This is a genomic window from Amycolatopsis sp. NPDC043887 (assembly GCF_056435665.1).
Genome location: NZ_JBWKEB010000001.1, coordinates 254,660 through 281,325, shown reverse-complemented (window position 1 = coordinate 281,325; position 26,666 = coordinate 254,660). Strand labels below are relative to the sequence as shown.

Below are 26,666 nucleotides of genomic sequence, written 5' to 3'. Positions count from 1 at the left end.
TAATAATGGGCGCATGGAAACGATCGTCGACGAGCCCCAGTGGCTGCGCACGGCCTCTTGGGTCGGCTGTCCGCTGGCGGGCGCCGCGCTGGGCTGGTTCCTCCAGTCGATTTCGGGCTGGGTGGCGTCCCTGAGCTGGGTCCCGTTCAAGGGCCCCTTCCAGCTCGTCTCGGACATGCCGCGGCCATGGGGCATGGTCACCGGGATCGGCGTCGGCCTGGCCCTCGGCCTGTTCTTCGCCGCGGTCTGGGCGCACGAGCGGCTGATCGTCAAGGTGACGCCGACCCGCATCACGCTGACCACCAAGGGCCGCAGCCGCGCGTACGAAGCACAGCTGGAAGCCGTCTTCCTCGACGGCAAGGAGCTGGTCCTGCTCGCCGCCGACGGCCGGGAACTGGTGCGGCAGAAGGGCGACGTCGACCGCAAGGCCGTCGCCAAGGCCTTCCTCGACCACGGCTACCCGTGGCTTGACGAGCCGCCGGCGGTGAAATGAGGACGGTCGACCCGGCCAAGCACGAGGCGAAACGCCGAGCCATCCTCGACGCCGCCGCGGGCTGCTTCGCGATGAAGGGCTTCGAGAAGACGACGACGGCGGAGATCTGCCGCGCCGCGGGGATCAGCACCGGCAGCCTCTTCCACTACTTCCCGAACAAGCGCGCGGTGTTCGTCGGCATCTTCGAGCAGGACGCCGACGAGACCGCGGCCCTGCTCGCGGCCGCCGAACAGATCGAGGATCCGGGGGAAGCCATCCTCCAGGTCATCACCCACGTATCGGAACAGCTTCTGCACCCTGTCATCGCCAAGCTCGTCCTCGAGGTCGCGGCGCAGTGTTCCCGCGACGCCGATCTGGCCAGGCTCATCCAGGGCAACGACCGCGCACTGCGCGACGGTCTCGTCGGCCTGGTGACGCGGGCGGTGGACGCGGGCCGGATCGATCCCGGTTTCGATCCGAAGACGGTGGCCAGCTGGCTCGTCGCCTTGGTCGACGCGCCGCTTTCCCGCGTGATTCTGGAGCCGGACCTCGATCCGGCGGCGGAACTCGCGGTGATGAAGGAGCTGATCACCAGATTCCTCCGTCCCGTTCTGCCGATTCCGCCCCCGGCTGGCGGGCACTTGCCCGACACTGGTGAAATCTCCCCGGGCTGATCGGTAGGCCCGGGACACCAGTTACGGGGGTCGATTCGGGTGGGTGCCTGGCTGCGCAAGAAGGCGGTCGAAGACGTGAATCCGGACGACGTGCCGACCGGTCAGATCTCGGCGGCGATCATCGCCGAAGCGGTCGGCGAGACTTCGCCGACCGAGGGAACCGAGGCCGTCGAAGCCGCGTCGAAGACCGATGTGGAGTCCACGACCACGGGTCCGGCCGACCTCGAACAGGCTCTCGCCGACAGGCAGGCGCTGATCCAGCTGTGCCTGTACGCCCTCGATCGCGCCCGCAGCGGCGGCGTCGTCGAGCGGCTCGAACACGGTCTCGCCGGGATCGGCGTCCGTGCCCTGCGCCCGGACGGTGAGCGGTTCGATCCCGCCGTGCACGAGGCGGGCGGCGCGGTCGCGACCGAGGATCCGGCGCTCGAAGGGCTCGTCGCGGAGACCGAGGTGGTCGGTTTCGCCGATCACGAGCGGGTCCTGCGCGCGCCGATCGTCATCGTCTACGCGAAGAAGGCCCTGTGACCGCTCCGAGCGCTGCGGCGAATCTTCCGGCGGTCGTGAAGAGCACGCGCGAACAACTGCTCACCGTCGTCCGCGAAGCCGATCCTCAGGCCGCGAAGTGGGTCGAGGACATCCGGAAGGCGCGGCCGAAGAAGCCGTCGGTCGTGGTGGTCGGCGAGACCAACCGCGGCAAGAGCTCGCTCGTGAACGCCCTCCTGTCCATGCCGGGACTGTCTCCTGTGGACGCCGACGTCGCCACCGCGACGTATCTCGTCTTCGAGCACGCCGAGCAGTGGTCCGCGCAGGCCTGCTATCCGGGCCAGCTGGCGCCGGTGCCGATCAACCTCAACGATCTGATCCACTGGGTTTCGGCCGCGCACGAACTGCCGGAAGGGCAGATCCCGCCGCGTTACGTCGAGGTCTCCGGCCCGGTCCCGCTGCTCGAACGAGTGTCCATTGTGGATACTCCCGGGGTCGGCGGGCTCGACTCGATGCACGGTGAACTCGCGAAGGAGGCCGCCGCCGGCGCCACCGCGCTGCTGTTCGTCGTGGACGCCTCCTCGCCGTTCACCTCTCAGGAGCTGCAATTCCTGCACGACATGGGCGAACGCGTCGAGACCGTGCTGTTCGCGCTGACCAAGACCGACCAGTTCCGCGGCTGGCGCGAGGTCCTCGAAGCCGACCGGCGGCTGCTCGCCGAGCACGCCCCCCGGTTCGCCGACGCGGTGTTCCACCCGGTTTCCGCGCGCATGTTCGAGACGGCGGCCAAGGCCCCGAACGAGCAGATGGCCACGATGCTGCGCGAGAAGGCCGGGATCGCCGCGTTGCAGGGCGCGTTGCAGGAGATGCTGGTCGGCCGCTCGGCGATGCTGGGCGAGGCCAACACCCTGCGCGCGCTGTCGAGCGCGCTCGGCGAGCTCAAGGCGAAGCTTCAGGCGGAAAGCCGCGCGCTGTCCGCCGGTGAGGCCGAAGCCGAACAGCTGCGCCAGCGTCGTGACGACCTGACCACCGAACGCCGGTCTTCGACGCGGGGCTGGCAACTGAAACTGCGCGCGGAGATCCAGCGGACCCGCGTCGAGGTCGGGCACGAGACCAGCAGGCAGATGCGCGACGCGTCGACGCATTTCCGGCAGCTGATCGACGGCGCGAAACGGGACGCCCTCGCCGCGCTGCCCCAGCAGGTCGACATCGCGTTGCAGACGACGTCGCAGCGGATCTCGATGCTGCTCTCGCAGCGGCTCAACCAGGTCACCAACGTCGCGCTTTCGGAGCTGTTCTCGCCCGAAGAGCTCGAAATCATCCGCGGCCAGTTCGCCAGGGCGGGCGGCCCGCCGGTCGTGCTGCGCCCGCCGGACAAGAAACCGCCGACCGCCGAGGACAAACTGCTCATCTTCATGGGGGTTTCCGGTGGCCTCGGCGCGGGCAAGGTCGCCGCGCTGCCGCTGGCGGGGGTCGCGATCCTGAACCCGGTGATCCTGCCCGCCACGATCATCATCGGCCTCGGCGCCGGCTGGTGGATGGCGCGGACCCGCAAACACGCGTCGGACAAGCAGCATATGAAGCAATGGCTGGTCGAGGCGATCGCCGACGCGCGGTCCACGCTGGACCAGCTCGTCGCGGAGCAGCTGATCGAGGCCGAACAGCAGCTGTCGATGGCGCTCGACGAAGCCCTCGGCCGCCGCATCGACGCGATCGAGGCGGAGCTGAAGGAAGTCGACAAGACGATCAAGATGGGCGCGCAGGAGCGGGCGAAGAAGATCTCAGTGGTGGCGAAGCGCCTGAAGGACGTCTCGGACGGCCGAGACCGCGCTGAGGCCCTGCTCGGTCGCATTCGGTCACTGCGCGACAATCAAGCGTGACGTTTCCCCCGCAACTCGCGAAGCTGCGGCGGCTGAGCGAAATGGCCCGTGACCCTCAGGGCCGCAAGAAGCTGATCCTGCGGGTGCTCCTCGCCATCGTGGCGGTGGTGATCCTCATCGTCGGGGTGGTCCTCCTCGTCGGCGTGGTGATCGCTCCGGCGATCGACCATCTGTCGAAGTGACCCGCTCCGGACGGTTCAGGCGGGTGGTCCTGTTGTGGACCGGAACCGAACCGGCCTACGGTGAGTCATAAGCTTCGACACACCAGCAGGTCAACGAGGGGGTTATCCCATGTGGGTCGACGAGAGCGGCGGCACGGACACCGAGACTGGCTCCACGGAGGCGGTCACTGTCCACGTTGACGGCGAGGAGTACCAGGCCGAGCTCAACTACGACCTCGACAAGGACGGCGTCAACGACGCCGCGGTCATCCAGCACGAGGACGGCACCGGCCAAGCGTTCGTCGACACCGACGGCGACGGCGAAGCCGACCAGTACGCGGTGCTCGACGAGAACGGCAAGGTCGTCCAGGAGGCCGTCTACGACGAGGCCTCCGGCTCCTGGGTCGAAGCGGGTGGCGGCGGCAACGACGACGGTTCCGACGCGGGCACCAGCGGCACCATGCACGCCGACATGCCCAGCGGCGACGTCGAGGTCGGCCCGCCGACCATCGACACCGACGGTGACGGAACCCCCGACACCGCCGTCGTCCAGACGGAGGACGGCCGCACGATCGCCTTCACCGACAAGGACGGCGACGGCAGCGCCGACATCGCGGTCGAGACCGACGCCTCCGGCAACTCCAAGACCTACGAGCACACCGGGCCCGGCCAGTGGACCGAGGTCGGCAGCGGCGTGGTCAACAACGACATCGGCGCGGCTTTCGCGACCGTCCCGGCGACCGAAGGCGACCCGGCGGGCGACGCGGCCTGGGGTGGCGCGGGCACCGAAACACTCGAAGGTGTGGCGAAGATCGATTCCGCCACCGGCCAGTGGATCAGCCCCAACTGATTCCGGAAATGGCCTGGACCAATACAAGAATGGTTCAGGCCAATTCGAAGCGCCAATTCCTGTAATCCTGGTCACAGAACAGCCCGGTACGGCACCTCGTACCGGGCTTTCTCATGTCCGATTCGTCCTTCGCGCGCCTCGCGCTTGTGCCGTCGATCACCGGAAGAATTTCTGCGTATGGCCCATTCCGGTGATACTGAATCGATTCCCTTATCGTTCTTGTGAGAGAACCGACAGGTCAGCTCTCGGTTACCTGCCGGTCATCCGGCTACTCTCGGGGAATCCCAAAACCTGCACACCGGCTTTCCCGCCGGTGTGCGAAGCCATTCGGTCGCCGGCATCGAAGCCCGCATCGGAACAGCGTCGTTCCCGATGTGGGCTTCTGCCGTCGGAAGTCAGGAGTAGAGATGACCGCAGTCGCCATCCCTGGACTGGAAAATGCGCCGACGACGCACAGTGGCGTGCTGTCCTGGGTCCGGGAGGTCGCCGAACTGACCACTCCGGACCGCGTGGTGTGGGTCGACGGGTCCGACGAAGAGGCCGCGCGGATCAACGCCGAGCTGGTCTCGGCCGGCACGTTCGTGCAGCTCGACGCGAAGCCCAACTCGTACTGGGCCGCTTCCGACCCGAATGACGTCGCCCGCGTCGAAGAGCGCACCTTCATCTGTTCGCAGAACGAAGAGGACGCCGGTCCCACCAACAACTGGATGGACCCGGCCGAGATGAAGGCCACGATGACCGAGCTGTACCGCGGATGCATGCGCGGTCGCACGATGTACGTGATCCCCTTCTGCATGGGCCCCCTCGGAGCCGAGGACCCCAAGCTCGGCATCGAGATCACCGACTTCGCCTATGTCGTCGCCTCCATGCGCGTGATGACCCGCGCCGGCAAGGCCGCGCTGGACAAGTTCGTCACCGAGGACGGCACCGAGCGCGAGTTCGTCCCCGCCCTGCACTCCGTCGGCGCGCCGCTGGAGCCGGGCCAGGAGGACGTCTCGTGGCCGTGCAACACCACCAAGTACATCTCGCACTTCCCCGAGACCCGTGAGATCTGGAGCTACGGCTCCGGCTACGGCGGCAACTCGCTGCTGGGCAAGAAGTGCTACTCGCTGCGCATCGGCTCGGTCATCGCCCGCGACGAGGGCTGGCTGGCCGAGCACATGCTGATCCTCAAGCTGATCTCGCCCGAGGACAAGGTCCACTACGTCGCGGCGGCGTTCCCGAGCGCCTGCGGCAAGACCAACCTCGCCATGCTGCAGCCGACCATCCCCGGCTGGCGCGCCGAGACCCTCGGTGACGACATCGCGTGGATGCGGTTCGGCGAGGACGGCCGCCTGTACGCGGTGAACCCCGAGTTCGGCTTCTTCGGCGTCGCGCCGGGCACCGACTGGCACACCAACCCCAACGCGATGCGCACCATCGAAAAGGGCAACACGGTCTACACGAACGTCGCGCTCACCGACGACGGCGACGTCTGGTGGGAGGGCATGGGCGAGAAGCCCGCGCACGCCACCTCCTGGAAGAAGCAGGACTGGACGCCGGAGTCGGAAGAGAAGGCCGCGCACCCGAACTCGCGCTACTGCACGCCGATGTCGCAGTGCCCGATCCTCGCGCCCGAGTGGGACGACCCGCAGGGTGTGCCGATCTCGGCGATCCTGTTCGGCGGCCGCCGCAAGACCACGGTCCCGCTGGTGAACGAGGCCCGCGACTGGCAGCACGGCGTGTTCATGGGCGCCACCATGTCGTCGGAGACCACCGCGGCCGCCGCCGGAGCGGTCGGAAACGTGCGCCGCGACCCGATGGCCATGCTGCCGTTCCTCGGCTACCACGCCGGTGACTACTTCAAGCACTGGCTGGACCTCGGCAAGAACGCAGACGCGGACAAGCTGCCGAAGATCTTCTACGTCAACTGGTTCCGCCGTGGCGACGACGGCCGCTTCCTGTGGCCGGGCTTCGGCGAGAACTCGCGGATCCTGAAGTGGGTCATCGACCGCGTCGAGGGCAAGGGCAACGCGAAGGAGACCCCGGTCGGTTTCGTTCCGAACGCCGAGGACCTCGACACCGACGGCCTCAAGGAGCCGCTGGCCGACATCCAGGCCGCGCTCGACGTCTCCGCCGAAGAGTGGCGCCAGGAACTGCCGCTCATCGAGGAGTGGTTCGAGAAGATCGGCGACAAGGTCCCGTCGTCGCTGCGTGACGAACTGGAGGCGCTCAAGCAGCGTCTCGGCTGATCGTCCGAACGTCGGAGTGGGCCTCATCCCCGGAGTCATTCCCGGGGATGAGGCCTTCTTCTTTCGCTCTCGGTACCGTGGCCGCATGGTCAAATTCGGCGTCAACATGGTCGTCCCGGAGAGCCGTGCGGCGTGGGTCGAGAAGTGCCGCAAGGCCGAGGACCTCGGATTCGACGTGATCGGCGCGGCCGACCATCTCGGCATGGCACCGCCGTTCCCGGCCCTCGTGCTCGCCGCCGAGGTGACGAGCCGCCCTCGGCTCAACACCTTCGTCATCAACACCGCCTTCTACAACCCGGTGCTGCTGGCCCGCGACGTCACCGGCACGGACCAGTTCACCGAGGGCAGGCTGGAGCTCGGCCTGGGGGCCGGTTACGTGAAAGCCGAATTCGAAGCGGCGGGTATGGAGTTCCCCCGCGCCGGAAAACGCGTCGACCACCTCGAAAACACCATCAAAGAGCTCAAGCGTCTCTATGCCGACGTAAACCACAAACCGCCGACGGTGCAGAAGCCGGGTCCGCCGCTGATGATCGCCGGACGCGGCGACAGGCTGCTCACCCTCGCCGCCGAACACGCCGACATCATCGGATTCACCGGCACGGCGGCCGTTCCCGACGGCGGCGCGCTCGCCGTCGACGACGCCGCCGGAATCGAAGAGCGAGTGAACTTCGTCCGCGGAAAACTGAACGGCCGCGCTGCCGAATTCAATATCCTCTCGCATTTCGTCGCCGTGGTCGAAGACCGGCGAAAGGGTTTGGAGAGCCTGCGAGAGCTGCTCGAAGGCAACCTCACCGTCGACCAGCTCGCCGAACTTCCGACGGCTCTCGTCGGCACCCACGAGCAGATCGCCGAACAGATCCTTGCCCACCGCGAGCGATTCGGTTTCACCTATTTCACCGTGCTGGAGCACAACATGGACGCGCTCGCACCGGTGATCGAGTCGTTGCGCGGCCAATGATCGACGTACGCGGGCTCGGCGTCCAGGCTGGGGAGCACTGGCTGTTCGACGGACTCGATTTCGAGGTCGAGGCGGGCGAATGTGCCGTCATCGTCGGCCCCAACGGGGTCGGGAAGTCGACCCTGCTGCGGTGCCTGTACGGAACGCAGACCCCGCAGCGGGGCCGCGTCGTCGTCGCGGGCGGTAAGCCCGACGAACGCGATGTTTCCTTCCGCCGCAAGGTTTCCGTGCTGTTCGACGATTCCGACTTCTTCGCCGAGCTGACTCCGCTCCAGCATCTCGAACTGCTGGAGGGCTCGTTCGGCGCCGAGCTCGGCGATTTCGACGCGCTCCTGGCGGACGCGGGCCTATCGGAACGCGCGAAGGTCACGGCGGGCAAGTTCTCGGCCGGGCAACGCCGTCGTCTGCTGCTCCTCGGTGCGACGGCGCGGCCGCACGACGTCCTGCTGCTCGACGAGCCCGAGCGGGCGCTCGATGCCGCCGGGAAGGAGTGGCTGACGTCGTTGATCAAGCGGTCGACCGAGGCCAGGGCGGCCGTCGTCGTGGCCACGCACCATCCCCCGCTGCTCGAAGCGGCCGACTCCACGCTTGAGTTGTGGTGACCACGAAAGCGCCCACGCACGTCCCCGGACGACAGCGATTCGGCGGCCTGTTCAACGGCGACTACCAGACCTTCTTGGCACTGTTCGGTTTCGGCGCGCTGTTCACCGCCTTCCAGAACCTGCCGAAGCTCCGGGATTTCCTTTTTGGACAGTCCGTTGTGGACTTCCCGGCGGTGTTCGGGCTGCTGATCGTGCTGTGCGCGATGTTCTGGCGCGGCCTGCTGCGCCGCGGCTTCGTCTGGGCCGAGCCGGCGGCGCTGACATGGATGGACTTCGCCCGCGTCGACCGGCGCCGTGTCGTCGTCAAGCGGATGTGGACGCTCTGGTTCGCGCTGGTCCTGGTGGTCGGCTACACCGGGGCACTGGTCACCGCGATCGGCGGCGGCTCGAAGGACGTGTGGATCGCGATGTCGGCGCTGACGGCCTCCGGGGCGATCCTGGCGGCGGTCACCGCGCGGCGGACGGCGATCCGCGGGGAGACGCTCGCGCCGGTCGTGCTCGCCATGGCCGGCCTGGCGGTCGCCGTCGCGGGGTGGGGCCCGATCGCCGTCGAGGTGCTGGCGGGCGCGTTGTTCGTGGTGGCGGTCGCGGTGGCCTTCGGTGGCGAGCCGATGTCCGGGGCCGGGCGTCAGGAACTCGTCGACGGCTGGAACGCGCGACTCCTGCGGGCGATGGCCGCGGTCTTCATGGATCCCATGCTGCTGATCCCGGAATCGAAGCCGGTGCCGTGGTTGTCGCTGCGGGGGCCGACGACGCTGCGGCTCGCGTGGGCCGGGGTGCTCGGCCGGATGCGCTACGCGGCGGCCAGTGTGGTGATCGCGTGCCTGGTCGGCGTCGCGCACCTGGCCTTTCCGGCCATCCCGGTCGCGCCGCTGTTCGCGCTCGGCGCGTACGCGGCGCTCGTGCCGTTCGTCGGCGGGCTCGGCGAACTGTGGCGCAACCCCGGCCGCAGGCGCTGGCTCGGCGCGTCCGACTGGGAGTTGCGGCTGGTCAACGGCCTGGTGGTCGCGCTGCTCGGCCTCGCCTGGGGGCTCCTGGCCGGCCTGGTGACGCTGACGCTCGGAGCGGTCCCAGACTGGCCGGTGTGGCTGGCGATCCCGCTCGCCGTCGTCGCCGCGTCGCGGACGGCGACCCGGCCGCCGATGAACTACGACGTCAGCGGCGGAGCGGCCGGATTCCAGGCCCTGCGGGGAGTCGATGTGCTCGTCGTCGGTGCCGTCTTGCTCAGCGTGATCGCCTGAGGTCACCCGTTCCCGCGTTCGGATCATTCGAATACTCCGAACGCGGGTTACCCTCGATGCGACGAAAGGAGCACGAGTGGGCGGCGGGCACGCACCGGGAAAGGGGCGGCGGGCGACCAGCGAGTTCCCCGCGGGCTGGACCGACGAGCAGATCATCGCGGTGATCAAGGACGTCGCGAACGATCCGAGCGAACCCCGCGTCAGACTCCACAACGGCCGCTGGCGGTGCGCCGGCGAACGGTACGGCGTGCACCTGATCGTGCTGGTCGAGGACAACGGCCACGTCAAGACGGGCTATCCGGTGGCGGGCCCCGGCGTGGTCCGCAACCCAGACACCGCCGCCGACCCGGCGAACCCGACCGTCGCCGACCTGGCCGCCGGCCGGATCAGCTTCTTCGGCGACAGCCTGCTCGACCAGATCTCCGGCCGGATCGCGCCGGACGTCCTGGCGTTCTACCGCACCTTGCACTGGTCGGGTGAGTGGGAAGAACTGGCCGACGTCCTCGTCGCGCACGCGATGAACGAGAACCTGCGGCTGGGCGTGGACGAATACGCCACGCTGGAAAGCCTGCTGAACAGCTTCGACCTGCCGATCGACGGCTTCCTCTACCTGAACGACCGGGCACACGCCCTGGCCGCCCTGCGCCCCTAACTCGCTTCCGCGACCTGTGAGGTGCCGTGCTCGGCTGCCGCTCGCAGCACGTCCAGCGGCAGCCCGACGGCGTCCGCGATCGCCATCACCGTGAAGAAGGCGGGCGTCGGGATCCGCCCGGTCTCGATCTTCCGGAGCGTCTCGACCGAGATCCCGGCCTCGGCCGCGACCTCGACCATGCTCCGCGACGACGCCGCGCGCGCGTCCCGGAGCGCCAGCCCCAGCCGCTCGCCGCGTTCGCGTTCCTCGTCCGTCAACGGCACTCGCACCATGGCGCCAATACTAATACCGGTACGGCCAGGCGCACGCGAGATCCGCCTTCAGTCACGCGAGTTACGGCTCCGATCACGCGAGTTCCGTCCAGGCGACCGAGTTGTCCCCACCGAGTTACCCCCAGCCTGTGGACAACTCTGTGCACAGGTCGTGGACAACCCCTAGAAAAGGGCCCCGCCGAGCCGAAACTCGACGGGGCCACAATCCCTAGTGGCTTCAGGCGCCCGCGGGCACCGGAAGTGGGAGTCCGGGGAGGCTCTGGTCGTTCGGCACCTTGCCGTCGACGAGGTAGTCCTCCACGACCTTGTCCACACCCGCGTTGCCGCCGGCGTAGATACCGTGGTCACCCTCACCGGTCACGGTGATCATCCGCGAGCCGGCGAACGCGCGGTGCGCACGGGTCGCGCCCTCGAGCGGGGTCGCCGGGTCGTTCACCGACTGGACGATCAGCACCGGCGGGACACCGCGGCCGTCGAGCTTCGGCAGGTCGACCGGCTTGTTCTTCCAGAAGATGCACGGCTGGATCAGCCAGCCGGCGCCGAGCAGCGGCAGATCGCGGTCGATCAGCTTCTGCGACTGACGGATGACGCTCTGCCGGTTGCCGGTCCACTTGCCCTCGTTGCAGGGGATGGTCCAGAAGCTGGCGTTGTAGGAGTCGCCGTCGGTCGGGACGAACAGCGGCTGCGGGCCGATGACGCCGTCACCGTCCACCGTCTCCGCCTTGACCTTCTGCGCGGCCGTGGCCTTCTGCTGCTGCGTCGAGGTGCCCTCGGTCAGCGTCTTCAGATTGACCAAGTAGTCGGCGAGTGCCGTGAAGTTGCGCTTGTTGTAAAGGTACGACGCGATGGTCGAGTCGAGGGCGTTGGCAGACACCGGGACGCCGTCCACCTCGACCGGGTTCTGCGTCAGCGCGAAGCGCACCTTCTCGTAGGTCTGGCGTGCGGCTTCACCGGTCTTGCCGAAGCCGTAGACCTTGTCGTACTTGCCGATCCACGGCAGGAAGTCCTGGCGCCAGCGGCGCTCGAAGCCGAGCGGCTGCCAGTCGAACGAGTTCTGCCAGGTGGTGGTGAACTCGGTCGCGGAGTCGAGCAGGAAGCGCCCGGTCCGGGTGGGGAACTGCTGCGCGTAGTGCGCGCCCATCCAGGTGCCCGCCGAGTAGCCGACCCAGTTGATCTTGTCGCGGCCCAGCAGGACCCGCAGCAGGTCGATGTCGCGGATGGTCTGCGCGGTGTTGATGAGCGGGCCGAGCTCGCCGGACTTCACCTGGCAGGAGTCCGCCGCGTACTTGGTGGCGTCCAGGATCAGGTTGAGGTTCGCCCGGCTGCGGTCGCGCGGGTCGAGGTCCGAGCCGGTGCCGATCGCGTTGCCGCAGGTGATGTTCGTGCTCTTGCCGGTGCCGCGCGGGTCGAGACCGATGATCTCCTGGTTCACGCGCAGCTTCGTCTGGTTACGCAGACGGGCCGGGAAGTTACGGCCCGGAGCGCCGGGGCCACCCGGGTTCGTGATGACGCTGGCCGTCGCCTTGCCGCTGGTGGCGGCGAGGCGGCTGACGGCGATCGTCAGGTCGATGTTCTCGTTCGTCTTGTACCAGTTACGCGGCGCGCGGTAGGTCGCACACTCGATGTTCTCGGCCCCCGGAGGCGGCGCGGACGGCAGCTCACTGGCGGTGCACTTGTGCCAGTCCAGCTTCTGGTCCGCGTACTTCGCCGGAATGTTGGTGGAGTTCAGCGGCTGCTGCCCGGCAGCCTCCGGCCCTGCGAACGCAGGCGTGAACCCGGCCAGCATGGTGCCGGCGACAGCCGGGATCACCACCGCATAGCGGAGTTTCTTCATCCGATGCCCCTTTGATCTTGCGTGCGAAGTTCCTGTTCGCGACTTGCGGCTATTGATATCCGGCGGGGACTCCGACGGCAACCGCCCTTCGTCGTATGGGGCGTCGCTGATCAAATCGATATCGGGCACGCGTGACCCGGGCGGGGGAGAGGTTCTAGGGTCATCGGGACCATCCGGGGGTACGGGAACGTTAGGTGAGGTCCGATGGCGTCAGGTAAGGCAGACGGGAAGGTGAGGGGCTTTCAGTTCAGCCCCTGGAACCTCCTGTTGATCATCCCGTTGCTGGTGCTGATCACGTCCTTGTTCAATTCGGACGGTCCCCGGCTGTTCGGGATGCCGTTCTTCTACTGGTTCCAATTCGTGTTCGTGGTGGTCGGTGTCGTGTGCACCTGGATCGTCTACGTGATGACCAAGGACAAGCCGACCAGTGAGCGTCCCGATCGGCTGTCCGTGGACGAGCTCGACGAGGGGGACGTCAAGTGACCAACATCCAATGGCCAGAGCTGATCATCTTCACGATCCTCTTCGCGGTGGTCACCGTGCTCGGCTTCGTCGCGTCGCGCTGGAAGGCCGGCAACACCCTCGACCACCTGGACGAATGGGGTCTCGGCGGCCGCAAATTCGGCTCGTGGATCACCTGGTTCCTGCTCGGCGGTGACCTCTACACGGCGTACACGTTCGTCGCCGTCCCCGCGCTGATGTTCAGCGCCGGCGCGATGGGCCTGTTCGCGCTGCCGTACACGATCATCGTCTACCCGATCGTGTTGATGCCGGCGCTGCGCATGTGGTCGGTCTCGCGCGTCCGCGGCTACGTCACGCCAGCCGACTTCGTCCGCGGCCGGTTCGGTTCGCCGACGCTGGCGCTGCTGATCGCGATCACCGGCATCATCGCGACGATGCCGTACATCGCGCTGCAGCTCGTCGGGCTCGAAGCGGTGCTGCGGACCATGGGCATCAACGGCTCCGGCATCGTCGGTCACCTGCCGCTGCTGGTCGCCTTCATCATCCTGGCGGTCTACACCTACCAGTCGGGTCTTCGCGCGCCCGCGCTGATCGCGTTCGTCAAGGACATCCTGATCTACCTCGTGATCATCGTGGCGATCATCTACCTGCCCTCGAAGCTCGGCGGCTGGTCGGCGATCTTCGACGCGGCCGACGCGAAGTTCGACAAGACGCCGTCGCAGGCGGACGGCATCCTGCTCAACGCCAACAACCAGTTGCAGTACGCCACGCTGGCGCTCGGTTCGGCGCTCGCGCTGTTCCTGTACCCGCACTCGCTCACCAGCGTGCTCGCCTCGCGCGGCCGCAGCGTGATCAAGCGGAACATGGTCGCGCTCCCGGCGTACTCGCTGGTCCTGGGCCTGCTGGCGCTGCTCGGCTACGTCGCGATCAGCGCGTCGGTCTCGCCGATCACCAACAACGCGACCGGCAAGCCCGACACGAACACCGTCGTCCCGGTGCTGTTCGACACGCAGTTCTCGTCGTGGTTCGCCGGGATCGCGTTCGCCGCGATCGGCATCGGCGCGCTGGTGCCCGCGGCGATCATGTCGATCGCGGCGGCCAACCTGTGGACCCGCAACATCTACAAGGAGTACATCAAGAAGAACGCGACGCCGGGCGAGGAAGCGAAGCAGGCCAAGCTCGCTTCGCTGATCGTGAAGTTCGGCGCGGTGGCGTTCATCCTGTTCATCGACCCGCAGTTCTCGATCGACCTGCAGCTCATCGGCGGTGTGCTGATCCTGCAGACGCTGCCCGCGGTCGCGATCTCGCTCTACACGCGGTGGTTCCACCGCTGGGGCCTGATCGCCGGCTGGGTGGTCGGCATCGGCTGGGGCCTGATCATGCTCTACAACATCCCCAACCCGGCGACCGGTAAGGCGCACTTCGGTGGCTCGGCGCTGAAGCTCGGCGATCTGTCGATCTTCGGCTGGCACCCGTTCAGCGGTTCGCCGATGCAGATCTACGTCGGTTTCGTGGCGTTGATCGCGAACCTGCTGATCGCGGTGATCTTCACGGTGATCGCGCGGCGGCTGAAGGTCTTCAACGGCACGGACGACACCGAGGCCGAGGACTACCACGCCGATGAGCACGACAAGGATCTCCGCGAAATCGGCGTCCACTGAGTCAGCTGTGAGAAGGGGCCGCGTCCTGCCGGGACGCGGCCTTTCTCGTGGCCGCGGTCGCCGCCAGGTAGAGGACGAGGCTGTTCAGCAGGTGCCAGAGGAAGTGCGTCCCGGCGGGGAAGTTCCCGCAGACCGTGTGGTCGGCCGTGCGGAACGAAAGGGACACCCCGAAGACACCGGCGGCTACGGCGAATCTGCGCCGGTCTTCACCCCGGAGGATGACCGCGAAGACCACGAGCCCGATCAACGCCGAGAGGTACAGCCCGCCGCCCAGCGACGCGACGACGGCGGTGAAGGCGAGGAACACGGGGATGCCGAGCCAGGACAGCCCGCGGCGGACGCCGAAGAACACGTGCGGGAACACGGCGGCGTAGTACAGGACGAACACCAGGATGAAGCCGGTGTCCGCGGCAGCGGACCAGCGGGTGGCGAGCAGGTGGAAGGCCGTGCTGCCGAGGAACACCAGTCCGATGAGGACTCCGAACACGCGGCCTTTCGGTTGCCGCCAGACGGCGATCGCCGCGATCAGGAAGGCGAGATTGCTGAGGCTGTTGAGCGGCTCGCCCCAGAGGCCGGGGGCGAGGCGTTCGCAGTAGCCGTCGACGTACGCCGTCCAGTTCACTCCTCCAGAAAACCCTGCCCGCGTGAACTGCGGATGTCTTCGACGTCGCTGCTTCCGCTTTCGCAACACGTCCACCGCTGCCCCGCGCCCCCTGCACCGAGTTGTCCACACCCACCCGCCGTTGTGGACAACTCGCCCCCGAATCCCTCCGGACCCCGCCCCGCGACAGCCCCTCCCGATACGCTGGTGCGGGGCGCGCCCCCCTGGGAGTGGTGGGGGTTGGGGTACGCGCGGAGCAAGAAAAAGCGCTGGTCAGAGAGCTGTCGCGCAGGCCGTCAGGCGTCGGGTGAGGAAGCGGCGTTGCGGTTCCGAGCAGGGCAGCGCGAGCGCTCGCCGGTAGTGCTCCGCGGCTCGCGCCGGGTCGCCGGCCCGCAGCCACAGGGCGCCGAGGACGGCGGGCAGCAGGGTGTAGTCCGGCAGGTCGGCCTCGATGGCTTCGAGTTCGGCGATCCCGGCGACGGCGCCATCCACCATCGAAAGCGCGATCGCGCGGTTCAGCCGGGCCACCGGTGACGGCCGCAGCGCCAGCAGATCGTCGTACAGGCCGACGATCCGGCGCCAGTCCGGCGGCGAAGCCGTGCTGTGGCACAGCGCGATCGCCGCCTCGACGTGGTACGCCGACATCTCCGGCCCGGTGCACGCCCGCTCGAAGAGCCGCGTCCCCTCGGTGATCATCGCGTGGTCCCAGCGGTCCCGGTCCTGCTCGTCGAGCAGCAGCAGGTCACCCTCCCGGTCGACGCGCGCGGGCAGCCTGCTTCCCTGCAACAGCATCAGCGCGACCAGCGCCCGCACCCTCGGCAGATCCGTCTTCGGCTCGGCCAGCAGCAGCCGCCCCAGCCGGATCGCCTCCCCGCACAGCTCGCCGCGCACCGCGACCTCGCCGGTCGTCGCGTCGTAACCTTCGTTGAAGAGCAGGTAGAGCACGGCCAGCACACTGTCCACTCTGGACTCAAGCGCGTCCGGCCCCGGCAGGGAGAGCGGCTTCCCCGACTCCCGCAACCACTTCTTCGCCCGCACGAGCCGCTGCGCCACCGTCGCCGGTTTCGTCAGCAGGGCCGCCGCGATCTCGTTCACGCCGAGCCCGCCGACGGTCTTCAACGTCAGCGCCACCTGCGAGACAGTCGGCAGCGCGGGATGGCAGCACAGCAGCATCAACACGAGTTCGTCATCCGCCCGACGGCCGGTTGCGTGACCGTCGAGCTCCACGAGCCGGGGCAGCAGGGCGCGCAACGTCTGCTCGCGCCGGACGACGTCCATCGCCCGGTTCCGTGCGGCGCGGAACAACCAGCCCTGCGGGTTGTCCGGCACCCCGCACTGCGGCCAGGTGCGCAGCGCCTGTTCCAGCGCATCGGCGACGGCCTCCTCGGCCAGGTCCAGCCGTTCGGGGCCGAGCGCCCTGGCCAGCGTGGCGACGATCCGCCCGGCACTGTGCCGGAACAGATGCTCCACCACGCCGGCCGGGCGGCTCATGAAAGCCCGAAGCGGCTCAGGTGTTCTTCACGTGGAGTGTCGAGCTCGAGCGCGATCTCGCTGACCACGAACATCCCGACACCGTCCACCGCGATCGGATGCGTCTCGAACAGCTTCGCCGCTTCGTCGAGATCAGCGGCTTCGACCACGAGATAGCCGGCGACGATCTCACTCGCTTCGGTGAACGGTCCGTCGGTGATCGTCCCGCCGCGCACCACCCGCGATTCCGGGGCCGGCCCGGCGGCCGCGACCAGCTTGCCGGACGATCGCAACTCCTCCTGCCAGGCGAAGTACCGCTCGATACCGTTCTCGGCCGGGCCTTCACCGGCGGGCTCGGAATTCTGCGGGAAGGTCATCAGACCCACGAACTTCGGCATCAGTCCTCGCAACCGCGTTCGCCGACCTTGCGCACCTCGATCGGCCCGAACGCCAGATGCGGATGCGTCGCGAAGATCTTCTCCGCCTGATCGAGGTCCGCGGCCTCGATCACCTGATAGCCGCCGACGATCTCGGTGGCTTCGGTGTGCGGCCCGTCGGTCGCGCCGACCTCGCCGCCCGAAGCGCGCAGCACCCGGCCGCTCCTCGACAGCCCGCCGCCACCGACGAAGCGGCCCTCCTTGGTGCGTTCGTCCGCCCAGGCCAGATAGCTCTCGAGCACGCGTTGCGCCTCATCGGGGCCGAGGTGGTCGTGCGAGTCCGTCGTGGAACGGATGAATCCGATGTAGTGGGGCATGGTGTCCTCCCTGGGAATCGATGGTCCCTAGACGAACGAGCCCGCGGCAAATCGACATCAGTACCGGAACAGCCGGTCGTGCAGTTCCCGCTGCCGCGCGAACCAGGCGCCCAGCCTGGTCCGGCGCCGCCTGCGTTCCACCACCTGCCGGACTTCGCGTACACAGGGTTCGTGGGCCGCGAAGGCCTTCCCGGTCAGGAGGACGGCGTAGTGGCCATCCGGGCAGCGACCGGAAACGGAGATCATGCCCGGTGCCAGGTCGTCGACAAAATCGATCGAACTGACCCCGACCACGGACCGGCGATCGCAGGTGGGGAAGCAGACGACGAACACCTCACAGCTCCAGCCGCCATGTCTGCCCGGTCAACTCGTATCCGAAGCCCGTGATCGTCTCTTCGCTCACCAGCTGGAAGCCGGCCTTCCGATAGATCGCCCGTGCCGCGTCCAGCAGCGAGACCGTCCAGAGCTCCATCGCCGTGTAGCCGGATGCCCTCGCGAACTCGACGCATTCGGCGACCAGGCGTTTCCCTACGCCCCGTCCCCGCGCGGCCGGTTCCAGGAGCAGCATCCGCAGTTTCGCGGTGGTGCCGTCTTCGGCGGGCATGCAGAAGATGCTGCCGACGCGCTCGCCGTCGAGTTCGGCGATCCAGCTCGCTTGGCGCGGGTCTCCGCGCCGGTCGACGTACTCGGCGACGACACGGGCGACGAGTGCTTCGAAGCGTTCGTCCCAGCCGTACTCGCGGGAGTAGAGGGCACCGTGGCGATGAACGACCCAGCCGAAGTCGCCCGGACGGGGCGGGCGCAGGACCAGCGCGGGACTCGAGGCGCGCTCGCCGACCAGCGAGGTGATCGTGTCCATGGCGCCGAGCAGCCGCTCCTGCTCGTCTTCACCGAACTTGCCGAGCAGCGAGCCGATCCTGCCCACCGACCGTTGGTCGAGGACGGCGAAGGCCTTGCGACCGTCCTCGGTCAGCCGGACGATCTGACGGCGGGCGTCCTCGTCACTGCGTTCGCGGGTGAGGAGACCGCGCCCTTCGAGTCTCGCGAGCAGCCTGCTCGCGTATCCGGCGTCGAGGTCGAGACGTTTGCGCAGGTCGGTGACCTGGGTCGAATCCTGCTGCGCGAGTTCGAAGATGACCCTGGCTTCGCTCAGGGAGTACTCGGCGTCGGCCGGTCCTTCGTCGAGGACGCCGATCACGCCGGTGTACAGGCGGTTGAAGGCCCGGACGGTCGCCACCCGGTCCGCGGATCGATTCATTTGACCACCTCAACAGATTCGTTGACTGGGTCAAGTGTTACTCCGCGAAGCGGTGAAGGCAAGAAATCTTTCGGGGGTGGACATATGGAAACCCCGTGATGCTGCCAGGTCGGGGGTCCGCCAGCATCACGGGGTCGTAGTGGGTATCGACGCCGCGTTCCGCGGCGTTACATCTCACGCACTATGTGTCGTAGGTCACTCGAATGGGCGACACCTACAACGGTTGTTGTCGGGTCAGCGCATGTGCGTGTGACGCGCCTGGGAGATAGCGATGAGCTCCTGACGAACGGTCGCGGTGGCCGCGGTGTCGATCGCCCGGTTCAGGGCCCGGCGAGTACGAGCCTCGGCGCGACGGGCACGGAGCTTGGCGGCGATGTTGTTCATCGGTTTTGTCATCCCCTTGGGAGTAGATCTTGCGTCTTCGTGGCTGTGCTTCTAGTATGCACCCTTTTTCACAAGGATGCCAACGATTATCCGGTGACTTGGCACACCTGCCGATGAATCATCGGCAACAGGAGCGTAAAACCGGAGAGATTTGGTGGCGCCGGTCACTTCTTGGTAACGCCGCAGTTATCTAGGTTTTTTCCTATACGGCCGAAGAGGGTGCGATGAAGTGGCGGTAGGTGTTTCTACCGCTTCCTAGCGCTGAGACAATAAAGCTGGAGAGAGACTTAGTCCCGGCCGAGCAGGTAGTGGCCGAAGTGCGGCACGGTGAAGGCGATGTGCCCGCGTTCGGCGGAGTACACCAGGCCCTTCTTCATCAGGCTGTCCCGCGCCGGAGACAGTGACGAAGGCTTCCGTCCCAGGTAGACGGCCACATCGGCGGTACCGGCGGACTCGTCCCGGCCCTGGGTCAGCTCGGCCATCGCGAGCAGGTACTCGCGCTCGGCCGGCGTCGCGCGCTCGTAGCGGGAGCCGAAGAAGCCGACCGCGAGCTCCGATTCGGCCTCCGGCGCCGCGACCTGGACGTCCTTCACGGTGATGGGATCCGCCGGCGCGGCATCCCAGGCGGCCTTGCCGTAGGCCTGGATGAAGTACGGATATCCGCCCGACGCGTCGAACAAGGCGTCCAGCGCCTCCGGTTCGATGCCCGCGTCCTCGCGTTCGATGGGTGCCATCACCGCGAGGTCGGCGTCTTCGCGCTCCAGCCTGTCGATGCGCGCGTAACGGAAGAGGCGTTCCGAGTACGACTTCGACGCCGAAAGGACGGCGGGCACGTGCGGCAGCCCCGCGCCGACCACGACCAGCGGCGCCCCGGACTGCGAGAGTTCGTGGCAGGCCGCGCAGAGCGCGGAAACATCCTCCGGCAGCAGGTCCTGGATCTCGTCGATCAGCAGCGCGACCCCGGTGCCGACGTCGGCAGCCAGCTCCGCGACTTCGGTGAACAGCTCGACCAGGTCGATCTCGATGTCGCCCGAATCTGCGCGGCCCTGCGCGGCGGGCACGTCGATACCCGGTTGCCAGCGGTCACGGAGCTTCGCGTCCGGTTTGTTGGCGCGCAGCGCGAACGCCTTGAGCACGCCGAGCACCTGCTCGACCCGGTCCGGCGCGCGATGGCGCACGGCGAGGTCGCGGATCGCGCGGTGCAGCGCGGCCGACAGTGGCCGCCGGAGTTCGGTGTCCGGGCGGGCCTCGATCTTGCCCGCGCCCCAGCCGTGCTTGATGGCCCGCGAGCGCAGCTCGCCCAGCAGCACGGTCTTCCCCACGCCACGCAGGCCGGTCAGCATCAGGCTGCGTTCGGGTCTTCCCCGCGCGACCCGTTCGAGCACGACCTCGAAGGCCTGGAGCTCGCGGACGCGACCTGCCAGCTCGGGCGGCCGTTGACCGGCGCCCGGGGCGAAGGGGTTGCGGATGGGATCCACTCTCACACGCTATCGGCGTTTCTAGCGTGGACCCGATATTCCGCCATAGAGGGATAGGCGTGTCGCGACGGGTTACTCCGAGTGGACGGGTCTGCAGCCCCGTCCCTCGTTCTTAGTCGCGCAGGTTGCGCTCGGCGTAGACCGCCATCGCGTCACGGATGTACTCCGCGGTGCCCTCGCCGTGCTTCTCGTCGTACTGCCCGTAGCGCGGGTCGTCGACGTACAGCTGCCCGAGTCCGGCGAAGTAGCCCTTCGACACGGCCCGCACGGCCGGCCGAAGCCACTCGTACAGGCGCTGCGTGATCGCCTGGGCCTCGTCACCGTCGGCGGGCAGACCCTTGGCGCGGGCCTCACCGAAAGCGGCGGCGATGTCCTTCTGTTCCTGCTGGTGCGCCTTCTTGTCCTCGGCGCTCAGCGACTTCCACCACCGGTCGCCCTGCTTGTAGGCGTCGGCGCCCCAGCGTTCGGTGACCTCCTTTTCGTACTTCGTGTGGTCGAAGCCGTCGAACACTTCCGTTGCCATCAGTTGTTCACCTCTTTCTGTCTTCCTCAAGGTCGTCCTGACCGATTCGATCTGCCGTCCGAGCCGCTGTCGCTCCTGCTCCAGCCACTTCAGGTGCGAGCGCAGCGCCGCCGTTGTGTCCTGCTCCCCCTCGAGGACTTCGCCGATCGCGGGCAGGCTCAGCCCGAGTTCGCGAAGCAGCAGGATCCGTTGCAGCCGCACCAGCGCGTCCTGGTCGTAGTAGCGGTATCCGTTGCTCCCCACCCGGCTCGGTTCGAGCAGCCCGATGTCGCCGTAGTGGCGCAGCGTGCGGCTCGTGGTCCCGGCCGAGCGGGCGATGTCCTGGATCGACCACTCCTTCTCGTTCGGCATGTCCACGAAGGTAGAGGTTGACGTTGCGTCAAAGTCAATCGAAGTTCACCCGACCGTGGCATGGTTCACGAATGAAGACATTCGCGCTGGTCATCGCCACTGCGCTGACCCTGACGACGGCCGGGATCGCCGACGCGCATCCGCGACGCGCCTTCGACATCCAGGCCCACCGCGGCGGGCTCGGCCTCACGGTCGAGAGCACGCTCGCGTCCTTCGGCAAGGCGATGGAGCTGGGGGTGACCACCCTCGAACTCGACATCCAGATCACCAAGGACGGCCGCGAGGTGATCACCCACGACCGCAAGACGACACCCGCGAAGTGCCGCGACACCGCGCCCGCGACCCCCGGCGACCCGGCGTACCCGTACGTCGGCAAATACGTGAAGGATCTGACGTTCGCGCAGGTCCGCACGCTGGACTGCGGTTCGCTCCGGCAGCCCGCCCATCCCGGCCAGACGCTCTCCCCCGGCGCCAAGATGCCGACGCTCTCCGAGCTGTTCCAGCTGGCAAGGGACCACCGCGCCTGGGGCATCAAGTTCAACATCGAGACCAAGGTCGAGGCCGCCGCACCGCACGAGACGGCGCCGCGTGAGCAGTTCGTCCAGCGGGCGGTGCGCGAGATCGTGCGCGGCGGGTTCGCGCACAACGTCTCCATCCAGAGCTTCGACTGGGGCGCGCTGATGCGGTTCCGCGAGGTCGCGCCCTGGCTCCCGACGGTCGCGCTGACCCAGCCCGAGTTCCTGCAGGCCGGTCAGCCGGGCAAGTCGCCGTGGCTCGGCGGGCTCGACATCGACGACTTCGGCGGCAGCCCCGTCCGCGCGGTGAAGTCGTTCGGCGCGAGCGCGCTCTCGCCGGTGCACGGCAACCCGCAGGGCGGCAAGGTCGGCGACCCCGACTACCGGCCGTTCACGACGAAGGCGCTGGTCACTGAGGCGCATCGAGCGGGGATCAAGGTCGTGCCCTGGACGATCAACGATCCGGCCACCATGCACAAACTGATCGACGACGGCGTCGACGGCATCATCACCGACTACCCGGACCGGCTGCGGGAGGTCGCGGCCGACCGCGGGTTCAAGCTGCCCAAGGCGTATCGAGCCCGCTAGCGGAATCTAGCCCCGTCTAGCGCCAGAGAAATATTTTGCGATACACCGCTAGCGCGGTTCGGCGACGCGGCGGGCGGGAAGACTGGGGTTAGGTTTGTTTCCCGGGTCCGGATCAGAAAGGTTACGACCGTGATTCTCCGTCGCGTCGCACGTCCGCTCCTCGCCGCGATCTTCATCTCCGGCGGGATCGGCGCGCTGAGGGACACCGAGGGGCACGCCAAAGCCGCGGAGCCGTTCCTCACCGAGTCCTTCGACAAGCTGGAGGGCGTGGTGCCGGAGTCGGTGCCGCGCGATCCCGCCACCCTCGTCCGGATCGACGCCGCGGTGAAGGTCGGTGCGGGGGTCGCGCTCGCCGCGGGCAAGGCACCGCGCCTGGCCTCGTTGCTGCTGCTCGGCAGCCTTGTCCCGACGACGCTGGCCGCGCACCGGTTCTGGGAGATCAAGGAACCGGCCGAGCGTCAGCAGCAGCAGATCCAGTTCATCAAGAACGCCGGCCTCGCCGGTGGCCTGCTGCTGGCCGCCGCCGACACCGCAGGCAAGCCGTCGCTCGGCTGGCGTGCCCGCCGCGCCGCGTCGAAGACGGAGAAGCGCGCCGAGAAGCTGGCGAGGAAGGCCGAGAAGGCCATCACGAAGTGACGACCCGCGTTTAGTCCTCTGGATGCGCTTTCGCATCCAGAGGACTAAACGCGTGGGTCATGAGGTGAAGGCGGCGATGTCCTCTTCCTCGACGACCGTCCGCACCTCGACTTCGATCTCGTCGAACAACGCGGCGTAGGACTCGGCGAACGAGACGGCCTCGGCCAGGTCCTTGGCGTTGATCAGCGCGAACCCGCCGATGACCTCCTTGGCCTCGGTGAACGGGCCGTCGGTCGCGGTGATCTTGCCGCCACGCACCTTGCGGACCTTCGCGCCCTTCTCCGACGGGTGCACGCCCTCCGCCGTGATCAGGATGCCCTTCTCGAACGAGTCCTGGATGAAGGCGCCCATCCGGTCGATGAACTCCTTGCTGGGGTTCCAGGCCTCCGGGGCGCTCTCGTCCAACCGGTGCATCATCAGAAACCGCATCGTTGCTCCTCAGTGTCTTGGCGGGGCTGTTTCTACCCCGCCTTCACCAGCGCGTCGAGCGGCTCGACGGCGGTTCGACATTTCTGAGCAGAAGTTTTCCTAGCGGCTCGCGACCTTCTTGTACTGGGCCGTCGCGAGCGGTGCGAAGATCGCGATGATGGCGACGCAGCACAGGATCGCGTACAGCGAAGCGTGCTCGGCAGGCCAGCCCGTCGGTGCCGCGCCGAAGCGGTTCCCGAACAGGTCACGCGCCGAGTTGATCACCGCGGTGAACGGGTTCCAGTCGGCGATCGCCTTCAGCACGCCCGGCAGCTTGTCCGCCGGGACGAACGCCGTGGAGATGAAGCTCAGCGGGAACATCCACATCAGCCCGGCGCTCTGCGCCACCTCGACGCTGCGCGCGACGAGCCCGATCCACGCGCCGACCCAGGACAGCGCCCAGGCGAACATCAGCATCACCAGGTAGCCGAGCACCGCGTCGAGGAAGCTGCCGCGGATCCGCCAGCCGACGAGCAGCCCGCACAGCGACATGACGACCAACGCGACCACGCTGATCACCAGGTCGGACGTCGTCCGGCCGAAGATCACCGCGAGGCGGGAGATCGGCAGCGAACGGAACCTGTCGATGATGCCCTTCTGCAGGTCGTTCGCGAAGCCGATCACCGTGAACGCCGAGTTGAACGCGACCGTCTGCGCGAAGATGCCCGCGATCAGGAACTCGCGATACGCGAGCCCGCCCGCTTCCCCGCCGATCGCGTCGCCGAAGACGTACGCGAACAGCAGCACGAACATGATCGGCTGCAGGGTGGCCGCCATCAGCCAGTCCGGGTTGCGCTGGACGTTCTTCAGGTTCCGCCAGGTGATCACGCCACCGTCGGAAAAGGCCTTCGCGACCGCGCTCACTGGTTCCCCACCCCCTCTTCCGTCTTCTCCCCCTCGTCCGTGGCGTGTCCTGTGAGCGAAAGGAAGACGTCGTCGAGCGTCGGCCGGTGCAGCGCGACGTCCTGGACCGCGACGCCGTGACCGTCCAGCCGCCGCAGCGCCTCGATCAACGCCTTCGGCCCGCCCTCGACCAGGACGTCGACCTTACGGGTGTGTTCGTCGACCGACGGCGTGCCCGAGCCGACCTCGGCCAGCACCTGGGTGGTCATGGCGAGGTCGCTCGCGTTCGCCACGACGAGCTCCAGCCGCTCGCCGCCGATCTCCTGCTTGAGTTCGTCGGCCGTGCCGCGCGCGATGACCTTCCCCTTGTCGATCACCACGATCGAGTCGGCGAGCTGATCGGCCTCCTCCAGGTACTGCGTGGTCAGCAGCACCGTGGTGCCGTCGGCGACGAGCTCCTTGATGACCTCCCAGGTGTCGATCCGGCCGCGCGGGTCGAGCCCGGTGGTCGGTTCGTCGAGGATCACCACGGTCGGCTCGGCGACCAGCGCCCCCGCGAGGTCGAGCCGTCGCCGCATACCGCCGGAGTACGTCTTGGCGGGGCGGTCCGCCGCGTCCTCCAGCCGGAACCGGGCGAGCAGCTCACGCGCCCGGGACTTCGCCGCGGCCTTCTTGTTCCCGTACAGCCTGCCGACCATGTACAGGTTCTCGAACCCCGTGAGGTTCTCGTCCACGGCGGCGTACTGCCCGGACAACCCGATCGACCGCCGGACTGCGTCGGGGTGGGCCAGCACGTCGTGCCCGGCCACCTCCGCCTCGCCCGAATCCGGGCGAAGCAGCGTGGTCAGGATGCGGACCGTCGTCGTCTTGCCGGCACCGTTCGGCCCGAGCAGGCCCAGCACCTCGCCCTTCGGGATCGACAGATCGACCCCGTCGAGCGCCCGTGTTGACCCGTAGGTTTTGACCAGCGCTTTCGCCTGAACCGCGAACATGCGGTCAACCTAGACTCCGGCACCGACAAAGGCACCGGGGTTTTTCCCCGATCCGCTGCGGGCGAACGTTACTTTTCCAGGATCGCGGTGACGCCCTGGCCGCCCGCGGCGCAGATCGAGATGAGTCCGCGGCCGGATCCCTTCTCGTTCAACAGCTTCGCGAGGGTGGCGACGATACGGCCACCGGTCGCGGCGAACGGGTGCCCGGCCGCCAGCGAAGAACCGTTGACGTTCAGTTTCGCCCGATCGATGGAGCCGAGAGGTTCGTCGAGGCCCAGCTTCTCCTTGGCGAACGCCGGGTCCTCCCACGCCTTGAGGGTGGCGAGCACCTGCGACGCGAAGGCCTCGTGGATCTCGTAGAAGTCGAAGTCCTGCAAGGTGAGCCCGGCACGGGTGAGCATCTGCGGGACGGCGTACGCGGGCGCCATCAGCAGGCCCTCGTCGCCGTGGACGTAGTCGACGGCCGCGGTCTGCGAGAACGTCAGGTACGCCAGCACCGGCAGCTTCCGTGCCTTCGCCCACTGCTCGGTCGCGAGCAGGACCGTCGACGCGCCGTCGGACAGCGGCGTCGAGTTGCCCGCGGTCATCGTGCCTTCGGGGCCACCGAAGGCGGGCTTCAGCTTCGCGAGCTTCTCGACGCTGGAGTCCGGGCGCAGGTTCTGGTCACGCGCCAGCTTCAGGTACGGCGTCACCAGGTCGTCGAAGAAGCCCTTGTCGTACGCGGCGCCGAGGCGCTGGTGGCTGGTCGCGGCGAGTTCGTCCTGTGCCTCGCGCGTGATCTCCCAGACCTTCGCGGTCAGCGCGGCGTGCTCGCCCATGGAGAGGCCGGTGCGCGGCTCGGAGTTGCGCGGGATCTCGGGGACGATGTGGCCGGGGCGCAGCTTCGCGGCGAGCTTCAACCGCTCTGGCAGCGTCTTCGCGGCGTTGAGCTGCACGAGGATCTGGCGCAGGTCGTCGTTGACCGCCAGCGGCGCGTCGGACGTGGTGTCGACGCCGCCCGCGATGGCCGAGTCGATCTGGCCGAGGGCGATCTTGTTGGCGACGTTGATGATCGCCTGGAGGCCGGTGCCGCAGGCCATCTGCACGTCGGAGGCCGGGGTGGCGGGGTTCAGCCTGCTGCCGAGGACGCTTTCGCGGGCGAGGTTGAAGTCGCGGGCGTGCTTGAGCACGGCGCCGGCGGCGACCTCGCCGATCACCTCGTCCTGCAGGGAGAAGCGGCTGACCAAGCCGTCGAGGGCGGCCGTGAACATGTCCTGGTTCGACGCTTTCGCGTACGGACCGTTCGAGCGGGCGAAGGGGATCCGGTTGCCGCCGATGATCGCGACCTTGCGCACGGGTGCCGTCCTTTTCGTGGCCATTTTTTCCACTCCTC

The 26,666-nt window shown here is 67.9% G+C and carries 30 protein-coding genes; 15 read left to right on the top strand and 15 right to left on the bottom strand.

The window, feature by feature from the left end; all coding sequences use genetic code 11:
- Nucleotides 1–13 precede the first annotated feature (13 nt).
- From AC069H_RS01480 to AC069H_RS01430, 11 genes are all read left to right on the top strand, one after another.
- Nucleotides 14–493 carry a YqeB family protein gene (locus tag AC069H_RS01480; protein ID WP_478224000.1) on the top strand — a complete coding sequence of 160 codons (480 nt, stop codon included), beginning with the start codon at nucleotides 14–16 and terminating at the stop codon, nucleotides 491–493.
- On the top strand, nucleotides 490–1,146 hold the full coding sequence (locus tag AC069H_RS01475) for a TetR/AcrR family transcriptional regulator (protein WP_478231000.1): 657 nt from the start codon (nucleotides 490–492) through the stop codon (nucleotides 1,144–1,146). The genes AC069H_RS01480 and AC069H_RS01475 overlap by 4 nt, the downstream gene beginning before the upstream one ends.
- A 39-nt stretch (nucleotides 1,147–1,185) precedes the next feature.
- On the top strand, nucleotides 1,186–1,671 hold the full coding sequence (gene grpE / locus AC069H_RS01470) for a nucleotide exchange factor GrpE (RefSeq protein WP_478224002.1): 486 nt from the start codon (nucleotides 1,186–1,188) through the stop codon (nucleotides 1,669–1,671).
- Nucleotides 1,668–3,509, top strand: a complete 1,842-nt coding sequence (locus tag AC069H_RS01465) for a dynamin family protein (protein ID WP_478230999.1) — start codon at nucleotides 1,668–1,670, stop codon at nucleotides 3,507–3,509. Before grpE ends, AC069H_RS01465 begins: the two co-directional genes overlap by 4 nt.
- A complete protein-coding gene (locus AC069H_RS01460) occupies nucleotides 3,506–3,691 on the top strand; it encodes a hypothetical protein (RefSeq protein ID WP_478230998.1) in 186 nt (61 codons plus the stop codon). The genes AC069H_RS01465 and AC069H_RS01460 overlap by 4 nt, the downstream gene beginning before the upstream one ends.
- Nucleotides 3,692–3,800: 109 nt before the next feature.
- Nucleotides 3,801–4,520, top strand: a complete 720-nt coding sequence (locus AC069H_RS01455; protein WP_478224005.1) for a DUF6802 family protein — start codon at nucleotides 3,801–3,803, stop codon at nucleotides 4,518–4,520.
- Between the two features lie 407 nt (nucleotides 4,521–4,927).
- A complete protein-coding gene (locus tag AC069H_RS01450; RefSeq protein WP_478230997.1) occupies nucleotides 4,928–6,751 on the top strand; it encodes a phosphoenolpyruvate carboxykinase (GTP) in 1,824 nt (607 codons plus the stop codon).
- A gap of 85 nt (nucleotides 6,752–6,836) precedes the next feature.
- Nucleotides 6,837–7,709, top strand: coding sequence for an LLM class F420-dependent oxidoreductase (locus AC069H_RS01445; protein WP_478230996.1), 873 nt, complete (start codon nucleotides 6,837–6,839; stop codon nucleotides 7,707–7,709).
- Nucleotides 7,706–8,311, top strand: a complete 606-nt coding sequence (locus AC069H_RS01440) for an ABC transporter ATP-binding protein (protein ID WP_478224008.1) — start codon at nucleotides 7,706–7,708, stop codon at nucleotides 8,309–8,311. The genes AC069H_RS01445 and AC069H_RS01440 overlap by 4 nt, the downstream gene beginning before the upstream one ends.
- Complete coding sequence (locus AC069H_RS01435; RefSeq protein WP_478230995.1) at nucleotides 8,305–9,552, top strand: DUF6297 family protein; 1,248 nt, start codon at nucleotides 8,305–8,307, stop codon at nucleotides 9,550–9,552. The genes AC069H_RS01440 and AC069H_RS01435 overlap by 7 nt, the downstream gene beginning before the upstream one ends.
- Nucleotides 9,553–9,628: 76 nt before the next feature.
- Nucleotides 9,629–10,204, top strand: a complete 576-nt coding sequence (locus tag AC069H_RS01430) for an EndoU domain-containing protein (RefSeq protein WP_478224010.1) — start codon at nucleotides 9,629–9,631, stop codon at nucleotides 10,202–10,204.
- Here the strand turns inward: AC069H_RS01430 and AC069H_RS01425 are convergent.
- On the bottom strand, nucleotides 10,201–10,476 hold the full coding sequence (locus AC069H_RS01425; protein ID WP_340687212.1) for a helix-turn-helix domain-containing protein: 276 nt from the start codon (nucleotides 10,474–10,476) through the stop codon (nucleotides 10,201–10,203). The two genes, AC069H_RS01430 and AC069H_RS01425, sit on opposite strands and share 4 nt — an antisense overlap.
- Before the next feature lie 217 nt (nucleotides 10,477–10,693).
- Nucleotides 10,694–12,310 (bottom strand): alpha/beta hydrolase, encoded by a 1,617-nt coding sequence (locus AC069H_RS01420; protein ID WP_478224011.1) that lies wholly within the window; start codon nucleotides 12,308–12,310, stop codon nucleotides 10,694–10,696.
- 204 nt (nucleotides 12,311–12,514) lie between these two features.
- On the opposite strand from AC069H_RS01420, the gene AC069H_RS01415 reads away from it, so the two are divergent.
- Both AC069H_RS01415 and mctP read left to right on the top strand, forming a co-directional pair.
- On the top strand, nucleotides 12,515–12,793 hold the full coding sequence (locus AC069H_RS01415) for a DUF3311 domain-containing protein (protein ID WP_340687210.1): 279 nt from the start codon (nucleotides 12,515–12,517) through the stop codon (nucleotides 12,791–12,793).
- A complete protein-coding gene (mctP, locus tag AC069H_RS01410; RefSeq protein ID WP_478224012.1) occupies nucleotides 12,790–14,433 on the top strand; it encodes a monocarboxylate uptake permease MctP in 1,644 nt (547 codons plus the stop codon). The genes AC069H_RS01415 and mctP overlap by 4 nt, the downstream gene beginning before the upstream one ends.
- Before the next feature lies 1 nt (nucleotide 14,434).
- On the opposite strand, the gene AC069H_RS01405 is transcribed toward mctP, so the two are convergent.
- From AC069H_RS01405 to AC069H_RS01365, 9 genes are all read right to left on the bottom strand, one after another.
- A complete protein-coding gene (locus AC069H_RS01405; protein WP_478224013.1) occupies nucleotides 14,435–15,055 on the bottom strand; it encodes a hypothetical protein in 621 nt (206 codons plus the stop codon).
- A 252-nt stretch (nucleotides 15,056–15,307) separates the two neighbouring features.
- Nucleotides 15,308–16,525 carry an RNA polymerase sigma factor gene (locus AC069H_RS01400; RefSeq protein ID WP_478224014.1) on the bottom strand — a complete coding sequence of 406 codons (1,218 nt, stop codon included), beginning with the start codon at nucleotides 16,523–16,525 and terminating at the stop codon, nucleotides 15,308–15,310.
- Complete coding sequence (locus AC069H_RS01395; RefSeq protein WP_478224015.1) at nucleotides 16,522–16,902, bottom strand: YciI family protein; 381 nt, start codon at nucleotides 16,900–16,902, stop codon at nucleotides 16,522–16,524. Before AC069H_RS01395 ends, AC069H_RS01400 begins: the two co-directional genes overlap by 4 nt.
- Nucleotides 16,902–17,258, bottom strand: a complete 357-nt coding sequence (locus tag AC069H_RS01390; RefSeq protein WP_478224016.1) for a YciI family protein — start codon at nucleotides 17,256–17,258, stop codon at nucleotides 16,902–16,904. The genes AC069H_RS01395 and AC069H_RS01390 overlap by 1 nt, the downstream gene beginning before the upstream one ends.
- A 57-nt stretch (nucleotides 17,259–17,315) precedes the next feature.
- A complete protein-coding gene (locus AC069H_RS01385) occupies nucleotides 17,316–17,591 on the bottom strand; it encodes a hypothetical protein (protein WP_478224017.1) in 276 nt (91 codons plus the stop codon).
- 1 nt (nucleotide 17,592) lies between these two features.
- Nucleotides 17,593–18,516, bottom strand: coding sequence for a bifunctional helix-turn-helix transcriptional regulator/GNAT family N-acetyltransferase (locus AC069H_RS01380; protein WP_478224018.1), 924 nt, complete (start codon nucleotides 18,514–18,516; stop codon nucleotides 17,593–17,595).
- Nucleotides 18,517–18,750: 234 nt separating this feature from the next.
- Nucleotides 18,751–18,912: a hypothetical protein gene (locus AC069H_RS01375; protein WP_172843476.1), complete on the bottom strand. Its 162-nt coding sequence runs from the start codon at nucleotides 18,910–18,912 to the stop codon at nucleotides 18,751–18,753.
- Nucleotides 18,913–19,187: 275 nt separating this feature from the next.
- A complete protein-coding gene (locus AC069H_RS01370) occupies nucleotides 19,188–20,378 on the bottom strand; it encodes an ATP-binding protein (protein ID WP_007032375.1) in 1,191 nt (396 codons plus the stop codon).
- A gap of 112 nt (nucleotides 20,379–20,490) precedes the next feature.
- On the bottom strand, nucleotides 20,491–21,252 hold the full coding sequence (locus AC069H_RS01365; protein WP_478224019.1) for a MerR family transcriptional regulator: 762 nt from the start codon (nucleotides 21,250–21,252) through the stop codon (nucleotides 20,491–20,493).
- Between the two features lie 71 nt (nucleotides 21,253–21,323).
- Between AC069H_RS01365 and AC069H_RS01360 the strand changes: the two genes are divergently transcribed.
- Both AC069H_RS01360 and AC069H_RS01355 read left to right on the top strand, forming a co-directional pair.
- Nucleotides 21,324–22,355, top strand: a complete 1,032-nt coding sequence (locus tag AC069H_RS01360; protein WP_478230994.1) for a glycerophosphodiester phosphodiesterase family protein — start codon at nucleotides 21,324–21,326, stop codon at nucleotides 22,353–22,355.
- Nucleotides 22,356–22,484: 129 nt separating this feature from the next.
- Entirely contained in the window at nucleotides 22,485–22,991 is a 507-nt protein-coding gene (locus tag AC069H_RS01355) for a DoxX family membrane protein (RefSeq protein WP_478230993.1), read from the top strand.
- 57 nt (nucleotides 22,992–23,048) lie between these two features.
- Here the strand turns inward: AC069H_RS01355 and AC069H_RS01350 are convergent, their stop codons facing one another.
- The 4 genes from AC069H_RS01350 to AC069H_RS01335 form a co-directional block, all read right to left on the bottom strand.
- Nucleotides 23,049–23,420 (bottom strand): YciI family protein, encoded by a 372-nt coding sequence (locus AC069H_RS01350; protein ID WP_478224021.1) that lies wholly within the window; start codon nucleotides 23,418–23,420, stop codon nucleotides 23,049–23,051.
- A gap of 99 nt (nucleotides 23,421–23,519) precedes the next feature.
- Complete coding sequence (locus AC069H_RS01345; RefSeq protein ID WP_037307367.1) at nucleotides 23,520–24,323, bottom strand: ABC transporter permease; 804 nt, start codon at nucleotides 24,321–24,323, stop codon at nucleotides 23,520–23,522.
- Nucleotides 24,320–25,294: an ATP-binding cassette domain-containing protein gene (locus tag AC069H_RS01340; protein ID WP_478230992.1), complete on the bottom strand. Its 975-nt coding sequence runs from the start codon at nucleotides 25,292–25,294 to the stop codon at nucleotides 24,320–24,322. Before AC069H_RS01340 ends, AC069H_RS01345 begins: the two co-directional genes overlap by 4 nt.
- 68 nt (nucleotides 25,295–25,362) lie before the next feature.
- The gene (locus AC069H_RS01335) at nucleotides 25,363–26,652 is read right to left on the bottom strand and encodes an acetyl-CoA C-acetyltransferase (RefSeq protein ID WP_378435141.1); all 1,290 of its coding nucleotides are present in this window, start codon (nucleotides 26,650–26,652) and stop codon (nucleotides 25,363–25,365) included.
- Between the last annotated feature and the right edge of the window lie 14 nt (nucleotides 26,653–26,666).